We start from the raw sequence: 12916 nt of genomic DNA, 5'->3' as shown, positions 1-12916 counted from the left end.
CGATTTTTTACCTCGTTGCGCGACATCCTGACCTTCCTGTGGTCAAAGAGTCTGTTCTTCATTAAACGTGGCGGCTATGGGCCGCGCCGGTCACCAAAGATGTGACCGTACATGTCGCGATAACGAGCGTTGATCTGTTTATGTAGGGGTTCACATGCAGGGCACCAGAATTCGACTTTTGGTTGGCGGATTAATCCTTGCGGCATCCGGCTTTGGCGCGCACGCCGAGACACTCCAGCCCGATCCCGCGTGGCAGGAAGGCAAACTGGACAATGGTTTTAGCTGGCAGTTACTCACCACGCCACAACGTCCAAGCGATCGTATTGAATTACGTCTGATTGTTAACACCGGTTCACTGGTGGAGAGCGCTCAGCAAACCGGTTTCAGCCATCTGATACCGCGTCTGGCAATGGTGCACAACACCGCGCTGGATACCAATCAACAGCGTGCACTGTGGCAGCAAGCCATGGATCCGCAACGCCCGTTGCCGCCAGCGATCTCATCGTACGATTACACCCAATACAACCTGAGCTTGCCCAACAACCGCCCGGAGCTGCTGAAAGAAGCGCTGAACTGGCTGGCGGCGACCGCAGGGAAAATGACCATCAATGAGCAGGTGGTATCAACCGCGCTGACCGCGACCGATCCGATTGCCACCTGGCCGCCAAATACCCAGGATGTCTGGTGGCGCTATCGCCTGAAGGGTTCAGCGATGCTGGCGCACGATCCGGGCGAGCAGCCGCGTGCGCCGGTGGATATTGCACAGCTCAACAGCTTCTATCAGCAGTGGTACACGCCGGATGGCATGACCCTGTATGTGGTGGGCAACGTTGACAGCCGCAGCATGGCAGAACAAATCAACAAAACCTTCTCCGCGCTGAAGGGGAAACGGGTTGCGCCCGCAGCGCTGCCTACGCTCTCTCCTTTGCCGCATCAGCCTGTCAACCTGGTGAATGGCGGGATGAGTCAGGATCGCCTGTCTCTGGTGTGGGATACGCCGTGGCAACCGATTCGTGACTCACAGAACTTACAGCACTATTGGCAGAGCGATTTGGCGCGTGAAGCGCTGTTCTGGCATGTGCAACGCGCTCTGGCGGACAGCAAAGCACAGAGCGTGCAGGTGGGCTTTGATTGCCGCGTGCTTTACCAGCGTGCGCAGTGTTCCATCAACATGGACAGCCCGAACGCATCGCTGGCGCAGAACATGAACCAGGTGGCGAAAGAACTGGCGGCAGTACGTGATAAAGGGTTACCGCAGGATGAGTTTGATGCGCTGATGGCGCAGAAGCTGCTGGAACTGAATAAGCTGTTCGCCACCTATGCGCGCACAGATACCGATATCTTGATGGGGCAGCGTCTGCGCTCGCAGCAAAATGCGGTGGTGGATATCGCGCCGGAGCAGTATCAAAAGCTGCGTCAGGCGTTTCTCAGTGGGTTGACGCGTGACCAGCTGAATCAGGAATTGCGCCAGCAGCTGACGCAGGAACTGACGATGGTGCTGATTCAACCCCAAGGTGAAGCTGAGACCAACGTGAAGATGCTGCAGGACGACTGGGATAAAGTGATGAAGGTACCGGATGCGCCTGCGGCACCGGCGGCTTCTGATGAAGCTAAACCGGAAAGTAACGGCAGCGCGAGCGCGACCGACCCGGCTCAACCCTCGTCATGACGCAGGATTTATCATTCATGGCCGAGTCATAAAGTCTTATGATTCATGGCATATGAGATCGCCAAAAAAATTTGAGTAGCAGCACAAAAGTGCCTTGAGGCGCTTTTGAACATCACATCCATGCAGCCACGTCGCTGCGTTTCAGGGCATGAATTATCCCTGAAATAATTTGAGCCGCATTAAGGCGGCAAGTATGTTCATCGCCAGTCACTGACTTAAGCCGGTGACTGGGGTGACTGCGTGCAGCCAGCGCCGCTGCGGTTCAAATTATGAAGGGGATTATGTCTTAGCGCGTAGCCATTCGGTGACCAGCATCGGCCAACTGGCGAGGGGCAGATCCGCGACGCCGCGAATGCCAAATCCATGGCCGCCTTTCTGATAAAAGTGAATTTCCACCGGCACCTTGTGCTCACGCAGGGCGCTGAAAAACACCATGCTGTTGTTTACCGAAACCGCGTCATCATCGCTAGCGTGAATCAGCAGCGTGGGCGGTGTCTGCGCATGTACGCGCGTTTCCATGGAATACGCATCAATCAACCTCTGATCCGGCCATGCGCCGAGCAGGCGAGTGCGCGAGCTTTCGTGTGCCAGACCGTCGCGCATGCTGATCACCGGGTAGAGTAGCACCATGGCATCTGGACGTGGCGAGAAGCTGTCGGCCTGATCCTGCACTGGATAAATTTTCTCACCAAAGCGCGTCCCCAGGCTGGCAGCCACGTGCCCACCCGCTGAGAAGCCCATCATCACAATGTATTTGCCGTTCATGCCGCGCTGCGCACGATCGCGCAACACGCGCACCGCACGTTGTGCATCGGCCAGTGGGGCATCGGGACCTTCGTGATGGCCATCGTAAGGCAGGCGATAAGTCATCACTGCCAGCGTATACCCCATCGATGTGAAGAACGTGGCGAGGGCACTGCCTTCACGGTCAATCAGCACTCGCTGATAGCCGCCGCCGGGCGCCACCAGCAGCGTAATGCCGTTGGAGGTTTCCGGGTGCCAGATTGCCATTTCAGGGCAACGCACGCCGGTCGCGGCGCGGTCATAAGGTTCGTACTCTTTGGCGAGATCGACGATTTGCGGTTGAGCGCGCGAATCACTCGCGCCTGGCGCATCACCGTGTGGCCAGATATTAATGATTTCTGTGTGCATAAATCAGTCCTGAGCGAGTCGTGTTGTCATTATTTTGTTCGCGGCCGGATTAACAGCGTCCTGCTGTTGTTGATTAAAACATGGTCTGTTTTCGCGCTGGCGTCCAGCCGAAAACCCACCATTTCTGAAGTTTCGGACTATGCCTGGCGGCCCTATTTCTGTCCGTAATCTATTGAATTTAAATTGATATGGTAAGGGTTGCTAAACTGGCGTAGGCGGATATGAGCCAAAGATGGATCGCTGTCGAGGTTAGTTAAAATTCACAGTGTAATCTCGGGATTTAAGACAAATTATCCTGTGCATTGTGTAAGTCGTGATTATCAAATCAACAGCGGTAAAGTGAACGACTGGCGCCCTGCATCGTGCCAACGGATATCCAGCGGCGCCAGGCGTCGTGCCTTGAATAGCGCCGCTGGGAAATGTTGAGGGGAGGGTTATTGCGGCATAGCGCTTAAAGGGATAATGGCTCCGCGATGCTGGATCACCGTGCTGGCGGTGAGATGACCGCGCGCGGCCGCATCTACTGCCCTCCCTCCGGCTAAACGTACAGCCAGATAACCGGCGCTGAAAGAGTCGCCTGCGGCAGTGGTGTCGATCACCTTCTCTTTTGCCAGCTTGATGGCGGGCACTTCACGCAGCGGCTCATCGCCTATCGCCACTAAACAGGAATCGGCACCGCGTTTGATGGCAATTTCCTGCACACCGGCTTCGCGCGTGCGTGCAATCACTGCGTCCAGCGGCTGTTCACCCCACAGCAGGTGCTCATCATCCAGCGTCAGGAAGGCGATATCGGTGTGATGCAGCATCTCGGCATAAGCCTGTTGCGCGCTAGATTTGTCTGCCCACAGACGTGGACGATAATTGTTATCGAAAATGACCTTGCCACCGTTTTGGCGACAGGCGCTGAGCAGTGCCATCAGTTTCTCTCGGCTGGTGGCCGGCAGAATCGCCAGGCTTATACCGCTGAGATAGAGGTAATCGTAGTGGGCCAACTGGGCGCAAATCGCGTCAGACTCTGGGCCATCCAGCCAGAAGCGCGCAGCGGCATCATTGCGCCAATACCAGAAGGTGCGCTCGCCGTGTTCGTCGGTTTCAATGAAATAGAGGCCCGGCATTTTATTGTCGAGGCGCTGAATGAGCTGGGTGTGAACCTGCTCCTGCTGCCAGGCAGCGATCATCTGGTCACTGAAAGTGTCGGTGCCCAGCGCGGTGACATAGTCCACCCGCAACTGCTGGCTATCTGACTGGCGTGCCAGATAAACCGCCGTGTTTAGCGTGTCGCCGCCAAAACCACGTTTGATGTTCTCACCTTTTTCGGACAGCTCAATCATGCATTCGCCAATGATGGCAATGTTCTTCTGCGTCATGGTCTTCGGCCTGTAGTGAATTCTGCCCTCGAGTCTCGCGTCTGGTATGGCAGCTGTCAATGGTTTTTAAAACGATGTTTTAATTTAACTTAAGGTGCCTGCACCCACTTTCCACGGCGATTTAACGGACAAAGCGCCGCTTGTTTTGCCGATTAAGCCTGAAACGCGCTGATACACTCAACTGCTCGTGAGGTGGCTGAGACCAATAAAGTTATCGTGTTACTCGCCGATACTTGCCGCTGAGAAACAATTTGCAGGCACCCACCACCTACCAGGAAAAAACCATGGTGATGAACAATTTAAGTCATCGGCTGCCTATTTCAATTGAACTGGAGCAACAACAGGAAACGCGTTTCTTCTGGCAGCAGTGCCAACGATTCTATACTTTCCAGCCGATTTACCAGGTCTCCGGCCGTTTACTGGCTATTGAATTACTGACTGCGGTGACACACCCCTCCGCACCAGAGAAAAGGTTGTCGCCCGAAACCTATTTTGATGCGCTGACTATCGCGCAGCGCCTTGATGTCGTCGAGGAACAGCTTGAGCTGTTATTACAGTGGTCACACTTTTTCAGTCAGCGTCAGCTGGTGGCCTCGGTGAATATTGATGGTCCGACGCTGTTAGCCATTGAGCAGCATGACGATATCCGCCAGTTGATTACGCAACTCCCCTGGGTGCGATTTGAACTCACGGAGCACCACGCATTGCCGCAGGAAGAGATGGTGGCGAAGATGCCTGAACTGGGCCCGCTGTGGCTTGATGACTTTGGATCAGGCATGGCAAACTTCTCTGCGCTGACTGAGCTGCGCTATGACTACATTAAACTGTCGCGCGAACTGTTCATGCTGCTGCGCTCTACCGATGAAGGCCGCTCGCTGTTCTCCATGCTACTGGCGTTGATCAATCGCTATTGCAACGGCGTTATTGTTGAAGGCGTGGAGACCGAAGAGGAGTGGCAGCAGGTGCGCAATTCGCCTGCAATGGCGGCACAAGGCTATTTCTTCTCGCGGCCTGTTCCCTTCAGCACGCTGGAATCCCTGGCGCTCGAGCTTCCCTGATCCCGATCCGCAACGTCTCGACTACAGTTATGTGAGACGTTGAGGGCAAGGAGGAAGCAGAATGTCACGTGCGGGAAAAGTCCTGAGTTGGGTTTTCGGGATTTTATTGTTGTTGGTTGTGGTGGTGGTGGTGATTATCGCCACGTTTGACTGGAACCGCCTGAAGCCAACCATCAACCAAAAAGTCTCCACTGAGTTAAACCGGCCTTTCGCCATTCGGGGCGATCTGGGTGTTGCCTGGGTGCGCAATCGCGAAGAACCCGGTTGGCGCAGTTGGGTGCCGTGGCCGCAGGTGCATGCTGATGACATTATGCTGGGCAATCCGCCGAATATTCCCGATGTCACCATGGTGCATTTGCAGCGCGTTGAAGCTACGCTTGCGCCGCTGGCGCTCCTGCATAAACAGGTTTATTTGCCGTGGATTAAAATGCAGCAGCCCGATGCGCGGCTGGTGCAGACGGCGGATAAAAAGAATAACTGGACCTTCAACTTAGCCAGCAGCGAGAACAGCGATGCTAATGCGCCGCCTTCTGCCTGGTCTTTCCGCCTCGATAATATCCTGTTCGATAAAGGCCAGATTCGTTATCGCGATGCCATCAATAAAGCCGATGTGACCGTCACTCTTAATCCACTGGGCAAACCGGTGCCTTACACGCAGGTAGCGGGCGGTAACGACCAGCAGAAAGGCGCGGGCGATTTTGTCTTTGGCTGGCAGGCGGAGGGGACATACAACAATCAGAAACTGACTGGCGACGGCAAGATCGGCGGCATGCTCTCGTTGCGCAGCAAAACCACACCGTTCCCACTGCAAGTTGATTTGCGCAACGGCACCACGCGCGTGCGCGTTGACGGGACGTTGCAGGATCCTTTAAATCTCGGCGGGCTGGATGTGCGTCTGCGCTTTGCTGGCGATACGCTGGCGAATCTGTACGGTTTAACCGGCGTGCTGCTGCCTGATACGCCGCCGTACGAAACTGACGGCCATTTGATCGCGCGCTTCAATGAAGAGAAAGGGCCGCTGTTCCGTTACGAAAACTTCAATGGGCATATTGGCGATAGCGATATTCACGGCTCGCTGGCTTATCACCAGGTGAAACCGCGCCCAACGTTGACCGGAGAATTAACCTCGAACCAGTTGCGCATGGCGGATTTAGGCCCGCTGATTGGCGTAAATTCGGGCAAGGGCAGTGAGAAAACCCAGCAGGCTAAAGCCCAGCGTGGTGACGCTTCGACTCAACCGGCCGATCGCGTGCTGCCACATGACAAGTTTGATACCAAAAGCTGGGACGTGATGGATGCGGATGTGAAATTCAGCGGAAAACGCATCGAACACAGCAGCAAGCTGCCGCTTAGCGACCTTTATACCCATCTGCAGTTGAAAAACGGTGACCTGCTGCTCGATCCGCTGCGCTTCGGCATGGCAGGCGGCAGTATCAACTCCACCATTCATCTGGAAGGGGATAAAAGCCCGATGCGCGGTCGCGCGGACTTGCATGCGCGTAAGCTGCAACTGCGTCAGCTGTTCCCGAATGTCACGGCGATGCAGCGTAGCCTGGGTCAGTTAAACGGCGATGCCAGCCTGAGCGGTACCGGCAACTCGGTGGCGGATATTCTGGGGACCAGCAACGGCGAGCTGAAACTGCTGATGAATGACGGATTGATCAGCCGTAGTCTGATGGAAATTGCCGGCCTGAATGTCGGTAACTATGTGGTCGGCAAACTGTTTGGCGATGATGAGGTGCGCATCAACTGTGCCGCCACCGATCTCAATATCCGTCAGGGTCTCGCCACGCCGAAAGTGTTTGTGCTGGATACGGAGAATGCGGTGATTAATGTCACCGGCAACGTTAACTTTGCCAATGAAAGGCTGGACTTATCCATTAATCCAGAGAGCAAAGGCATTCGTATCATCACCTTGCGATCGCCACTGTATGTGCGTGGCACCTTCAAAAATCCGGATGCGGGAGTGAAAGCCGGGCCGCTGATCGCACGTGGCGCTGCTGCGGTGGCGCTGGGCGCAGTGGTGGCGCCGGCCGCCGCACTGCTGGCACTGATTTCACCCAGTGATACAGATGCCAACCAGTGCAGCAACGTGTTGCAGCAGATGAAAAGTAAAAAGTGATCAGTTGCGCCACAGCACTTTGATGATGTGATAACCAAAGGCGGTTTTCACCGGCCCGTAAGGTTGCAATAGCGGGCAGGAGAACACCGCCTTATCAAAGGCGGGCACCATCTGGCCTTTACGGAATTCACCCAGATCGCCGCCGTTACGTCCCGATGGACAGGTGGAGTGTTTTTTTGCCAGCTGCTGGAAGTTTGCGCCCTTTTCCAGCTGGGCCAGCAGGGATTTGGCCTGCGCTTCATCCTTGACGAGGATGTGCAAAGCTGCCGCGGTTTTCGCCATGTTGGTGTCTCTGTATGTATGTATAATGTTCGGCGCATTATATCCCCGTCCTACTTCAAATTGCAGGTGCGTTGGCTGCGTATGCTTGATACGGTGACTGATTGAGTCAGTTTCCGGGAGTCGCTCACCTGTCCATATTCCTGCCATGCGAAATCGTCAGGGGATCTCCTTTTCATTAGTTGAGTGATATTCCGTTATGCGTTTAAACCCCGGCCAACAACGTGCTGTCGAATTTGTCACCGGTCCCTGCCTGGTGCTGGCCGGTGCAGGCTCGGGTAAGACCCGCGTCATCACCAATAAAATCGCCCATCTGATCCGCGAGTGTGGCTATCAGGCGCGCCATATCGCGGCCGTCACCTTCACCAATAAAGCCTCGCGTGAGATGAAGGAGCGTGTCGCGCAAACCCTCGGGCGCAAAGAGGCGCGCGGCCTGATGATCTCCACCTTCCATACGTTGGGACTGGAGATCATCAAACGTGAATACAAAGCGTTAGGAATGAAAGCGAGCTTCTCGCTGTTCGACGATCAAGATCAGCTGGCGCTGTTGAAAGACCTCACTAAACAGTGGCTGGAGGAAGACAAAACGCTGTTGCAGCAGCTGATCTCCACCATTTCCAACTGGAAGAATGATCTGGTCGATCCGCAGGGTGCGGCTGGCCTGGCCAAATCCCAGCGCGACCAGATTTTTGCCCACTGCTATCAGCTGTACGACCAGCATCTGAAATCCTGCAACGTACTGGATTTCGACGATTTGATTGCGCTGCCGACGCTGTTGCTGCAACGCAATCAGGAAGTGCGCGAGCGCTGGCAGCAGCGTATTCGCTATTTATTAGTTGATGAGTATCAGGATACCAACACCAGCCAGTATGAGCTGGTGAAACTGCTGGTGGGCGCGCGGGCGCGTTTCACCGTGGTTGGTGATGATGACCAGTCAATTTACTCCTGGCGTGGCGCACGACCGCAAAACCTGGTGTTGCTGAAAGAGGACTTTCCGACGCTGGAAGTGGTGAAACTGGAGCAGAACTATCGCTCAACCCAGCGCATTTTGAAGTCAGCTAACATCCTGATTGCCAATAATCCGCATGTGTTTGAGAAGCGCCTGTTCTCCGAGCTGGGTGAGGGCAGCGAGCTGAAGGTGCTGAGTGCCAACAATGAAGATCATGAGGCCGAAAGGGTCGCCGGTGAGTTGATTGCTCATCACTTCGTTAATAAAACCGCCTATAAAGATTATGCAATTCTCTATCGCGGCAACCATCAGTCACGCGTCTTTGAAAAGCAGCTGATGCAGAACCGTATTCCTTATCGCATCTCTGGTGGCACCTCGTTTTTCTCGCGCCCGGAAATCAAAGATTTGCTGGCCTATCTGCGCGTACTGACCAATCAGGAAGACGACAGTGCTTTCCTGCGTATCGTTAACACGCCGCGCCGTGAGATTGGGCCTGCCACGCTGCAGAAGCTGGGTGAATGGGCCAACTTGCGCAATAAAAGTCTGTTCAATGCCAGCTTCGATATGGGGCTGGAACAGACGCTGAGCGGGCGCGGACTGGAGCATCTGCAGCGTTTTACTCAATGGCTGAATGAGATTATCCAGCTGACGGAACGCGAACCGGTGAATGCGGTACGCGATCTGATTCGCGGTGTCGATTATGAAAGCTGGTTGTTTGAGACCTCGCCAAGCCCCAAAGCCGCCGAAATGCGCATGAAAAACGTCAACACGCTGTTCCAGTGGATGACCGAGATGCTGGAAGGTGACGAACTCAATGAGCCGATGACGTTGGCGCAGGTGGTGACGCGCTTTACGCTGCGCGACATGATGGAACGCGGCGAGAGCGATGAGGAGAGCGATCAGGTGCAATTGATGACCTTGCACGCCTCCAAAGGGTTGGAGTTCCCGTATGTTTATCTGGTCGGTATGGAAGAGGGGTTGTTACCGCATCAGAGCAGCATTGATGAGAACAATATCGAAGAGGAACGCCGTCTGGCCTATGTGGGCATTACCCGCGCGCAAAAAGAGCTGACCTTTACCCTGTGCCGTGAACGTCGTCAGTATGGCGAACTGGTGCGTCCGGAACCGAGCCGCTTCCTGATGGAGTTGCCGCAGGATGATGTGGTGTGGGAGCGCGAGAAAAAGGTGATCAGCGCCGAGGAGCGGGTGAAAACCGGGCAGACGCGCGTCGCGGGCTTACGTGCGATGCTGGAGAATGCGAAGAAGGGGTAAATCCCCCGCCGTTCGTTCAGGCCAGGCCTGTAGCGATAACCGTTGCGAGCGTAGCGGAAGCAAGACGAAAAGTTCCCGGCAAAGCGGAGTTCACATGCCGTCAATGAGCATTTGACGGGAGCTTTTCAACGCAGCATCAGCAAGCGCAGCAGGTTTGATTAAGAGATAGTCAGCAACCAGTGCACATAAGACTGGTAATGACTCTCTTGTTCCAGCAACTCGGCACGCAGCGGATGCGCATCCAGCCAGCCAGCAGGGAGTGTCAGGTGCAGCGCATCATCATCCGCCTGTAAACGAACCGCAGGCAGCGTGTCATCGCGACGACGGCTGGAGAAAATAATCGCCAGACGCAGTAAACGGCTTAAGCGTTCCGCCATACGTGGTGGCACAGCGTTCTGCTGCGTCAGTAAAGCGAGATCGATACTGCCACTCTGATTCTGCAGCAGGCAGGCGAGCATTTTTTTCTGTGCGGGCGTAAAACCAGGAAGATCGAGATGGCGAATCAGGTAAGCGGCGTGCTGGGGTGCCTGGCGGAAATCGACGCTCAGGCCTATTTCGTGAATTGAACAGGCGCTCAGCAGCAGATCGCGACATCGGTTATCCAGCTTCCAGACAGTGCTCACCTGGCGGAAAAAGCTTTCAGCCAGCTGACGCACGCGGCTTGCCTGCTCCACATCAATAGAGAAGCGGCGCTGGACGTTTTGCAACGTGCGGCTACGAATGTCGCGGTCAATCGGCAGATGCAGCATGCCGTACACCAACCCCTCACGCAGTGCGCCACCGGCCAGCGTCATGCTGTCGATGCTTAGTTCATGGAAGATAGCGATCAGAATCGACAGGCCGCTGGGGAATACCAGCGCGCGCTCGAGTGTCAATCCTTCGATTTCCAGCTCTTCCAGCTTGCCGCACTGAATCGCACGCTGTTTTAGCTGCTGCAGCTTGCTCAGGGTGATGCGTTCATCCATACCCTGCGCAACCATAATTTCCTGCAGTGCCTGCACGGTGCCAGAAGCACCGACGCAGATCTGCCAGCCTTTTTCGCGCAGTGCCGCCGCGACCGGACGAATCATGTCACGGGCCGCTAATTCAGCCTGCTCGAAATTCTCTTTCGCCAGGTGACGATCGCCAAAGTAGCGTTCCAGCCAGGTGACGCAGCCCATCGACAAACTAAACAACGTGGTCGCGTGCGAACCCTCGCCGGTGACCAGCTCGGTGCTGCCGCCGCCGATATCCACCACCAGGCGCTGATCAGAGCCTCCGGTAGTGTGGGCAACACCTTGATAAATCAGGCGTGCTTCTTCCTCGCCGCTGATGACATTCACCGGGCAGCCAAGAATTTCTTCGGCGTGAGTCAGGAAGTCCTGGGCATTTTCAGCAATACGCAGCGTAGCCGTGGCGACTACGCGGATTTGCTCGGGGGGAATATCTTGCAGCTGTTCAGAGAAGAGTTTCAGACATTGCCAGCCACGCTGCATCGCCTCGGCGGAGAGGTGATTGGCTTTGTCCAGACCGGCAGCCAGACGTACCTTACGCTTTATACGCGCAATGGTCTGAATACTGCCGGACACTTCGCGCACCACCAACATATGAAAGCTGTTAGAGCCTAAATCAATCGCAGCATAAAGTGACGATGCGCTCAGCATGGTGTGCTTAACTCGAACGTTTACGGTTGTTATTGCGCGGCGCGCCGCTACGACGGTTGCTGTTGTTCCCGCCACGGCGTGGGCCGTTTCCAGAACGGCTGCGCTGCAGACGTTTCGGCGGAGGCAGCTCACTCATCAGTGCTTCACTGCTGTACTTACTCACCGGAATACCGTGACCAATGTACTCTTCAATCGCTGGCAGGTTCAGTGCGTACTCTTCGCACGCCAGGCTGATGGAGTGTCCGCTGGCACCCGCGCGGCCGGTACGACCGATGCGATGCACGTAGTCTTCACGGTCGTCAGGCAGATCGTAGTTGAACACGTGGGTCACTGCAGGAATGTGCAGACCTCGCGCCGCAACGTCAGTCGCGACCAGAATATCCACATCACCTTTGGTGAAGTCATCCAGAATACGCAGACGTTTTTTCTGTGCCACATCGCCCGTCAGCAGACCTACACGGTGACCGTCCGCGGCCAGATGGCCCCAGATATCTTCACAGCGGTGTTTGGTGTTGGCGAAGATGATGGCGCGGTCGGGCCACTCTTCTTCGATCAAGGTTTGCAGCAGACGCATCTTCTCTTCATTCGAAGGGTAGAAAAGTTCTTCTTTGATGCGGTGGCCGGTTTTCTGCTCCGGTTCCACTTCCACGTATTCAGCGTTGTTCATATGTTCGAACGCCAGTTCACGTACGCGGTAAGAGAGGGTCGCCGAGAACAACATGCTCAGACGCTGGGTGGCCGGCGGCATGCGGCGGAACAACCAACGGATATCTTTAATAAAGCCAAGATCGAACATGCGATCGGCTTCATCCAGAACCACGACCTGAATGGCGCCGAGGTTGATGTGATTTTGTTTCGCATAGTCGATGAGGCGACCGGTGGTGCCCACCAGGATATCGACGCCATCGGCCAACACTTTCAGCTGTTTGTCGTAGCCGTCACCGCCATAAGCCAGACCCAGTTTCAGACCCGTGACTTTCGACAGTGGCTCTGCATCGGCATGGATCTGCACAGCAAGTTCACGCGTCGGGGCCATGATCAGCGCACGTGGCTGATTAATCTGGCGGCCTTCAGCGGCTGGATGAGAAAGAAGATGATGAAACGTTGACGTCAGGAACGCCATCGTTTTGCCGGTACCGGTTTGCGCCTGACCCGCAACATCACGCCCTGAAAGCGCAAAAGGCAATGCCAACGCCTGAATAGGCGTGCAGTTAGAAAAGCCTTTGGTATCAAGGGCTTCAACCACCTGTGGGTGCAGGGCGAAGTCGGAAAACTTCTGTTCAGTTAAGTGTGTTTTGCTCATAGTGTGGTAGAATATCAGCTTACTAGCGCTTTACGAAAGCGTATCCGATGAAATAAAGTCAACCTACGTTGGTATATTTTACGCCAATTCGCCAGGCACAAT

9 protein-coding genes are annotated in these 12916 nt (G+C 55.2%); 4 read left to right on the top strand and 5 right to left on the bottom strand.

What is annotated here, in order from left to right; all coding sequences use genetic code 11:
• The first annotated feature begins 154 nt into the window (after window positions 1-154).
• Window positions 155-1669 (top strand): pitrilysin family protein, encoded by a 1515-nt coding sequence (locus JK231_RS13910; RefSeq protein ID WP_097118502.1) that lies wholly within the window; start codon window positions 155-157, stop codon window positions 1667-1669.
• A gap of 279 nt (window positions 1670-1948) precedes the next feature.
• On the opposite strand, the gene JK231_RS13905 is transcribed toward JK231_RS13910, so the two are convergent.
• Window positions 1949-2821 (bottom strand): alpha/beta hydrolase, encoded by an 873-nt coding sequence (locus tag JK231_RS13905; protein WP_034827823.1) that lies wholly within the window; start codon window positions 2819-2821, stop codon window positions 1949-1951.
• 434 nt (window positions 2822-3255) lie between these two features.
• Entirely contained in the window at window positions 3256-4188 is a 933-nt protein-coding gene (locus JK231_RS13900) for a sugar kinase (RefSeq protein WP_211728849.1), read from the bottom strand.
• A gap of 284 nt (window positions 4189-4472) precedes the next feature.
• Here JK231_RS13900 and pdeH point away from each other — a divergent pair, with 284 nt between their 5' ends.
• Both pdeH and JK231_RS13890 read left to right on the top strand, forming a co-directional pair.
• Entirely contained in the window at window positions 4473-5246 is a 774-nt protein-coding gene (gene pdeH / locus JK231_RS13895) for a cyclic-guanylate-specific phosphodiesterase (protein WP_038643818.1), read from the top strand.
• Window positions 5247-5307: 61 nt separating this feature from the next.
• On the top strand, window positions 5308-7368 hold the full coding sequence (locus tag JK231_RS13890) for an AsmA family protein (RefSeq protein WP_211728848.1): 2061 nt from the start codon (window positions 5308-5310) through the stop codon (window positions 7366-7368).
• On the opposite strand, the gene ppiC is transcribed toward JK231_RS13890, so the two are convergent.
• Window positions 7369-7650 carry a peptidylprolyl isomerase PpiC gene (gene ppiC, locus JK231_RS13885; RefSeq protein ID WP_034827827.1) on the bottom strand — a complete coding sequence of 94 codons (282 nt, stop codon included), beginning with the start codon at window positions 7648-7650 and terminating at the stop codon, window positions 7369-7371.
• A 196-nt stretch (window positions 7651-7846) separates the two neighbouring features.
• Between ppiC and rep the strand changes: the two genes are divergently transcribed.
• Entirely contained in the window at window positions 7847-9868 is a 2022-nt protein-coding gene (gene rep / locus JK231_RS13880; protein ID WP_160868691.1) for a DNA helicase Rep, read from the top strand.
• A 158-nt stretch (window positions 9869-10026) separates the two neighbouring features.
• On the opposite strand, the gene gppA is transcribed toward rep, so the two are convergent.
• Both gppA and rhlB read right to left on the bottom strand, forming a co-directional pair.
• Window positions 10027-11511, bottom strand: a complete 1485-nt coding sequence (gppA, locus tag JK231_RS13875; protein ID WP_097118507.1) for a guanosine-5'-triphosphate,3'-diphosphate diphosphatase — start codon at window positions 11509-11511, stop codon at window positions 10027-10029.
• A 7-nt stretch (window positions 11512-11518) separates the two neighbouring features.
• Entirely contained in the window at window positions 11519-12814 is a 1296-nt protein-coding gene (gene rhlB / locus JK231_RS13870; RefSeq protein ID WP_038643814.1) for an ATP-dependent RNA helicase RhlB, read from the bottom strand.
• Window positions 12815-12916: the final 102 nt, after the last annotated feature.

The sequence above is a fragment of the Pantoea sp. JGM49 genome, from assembly GCF_018257655.1.
GTDB classification, from domain to species: domain Bacteria; phylum Pseudomonadota; class Gammaproteobacteria; order Enterobacterales; family Enterobacteriaceae; genus Pantoea; species Pantoea communis.
The sequence above is the reverse complement of the archived record's forward strand: the minus strand, read 5'-3'. Positions and strand labels throughout refer to the sequence as shown.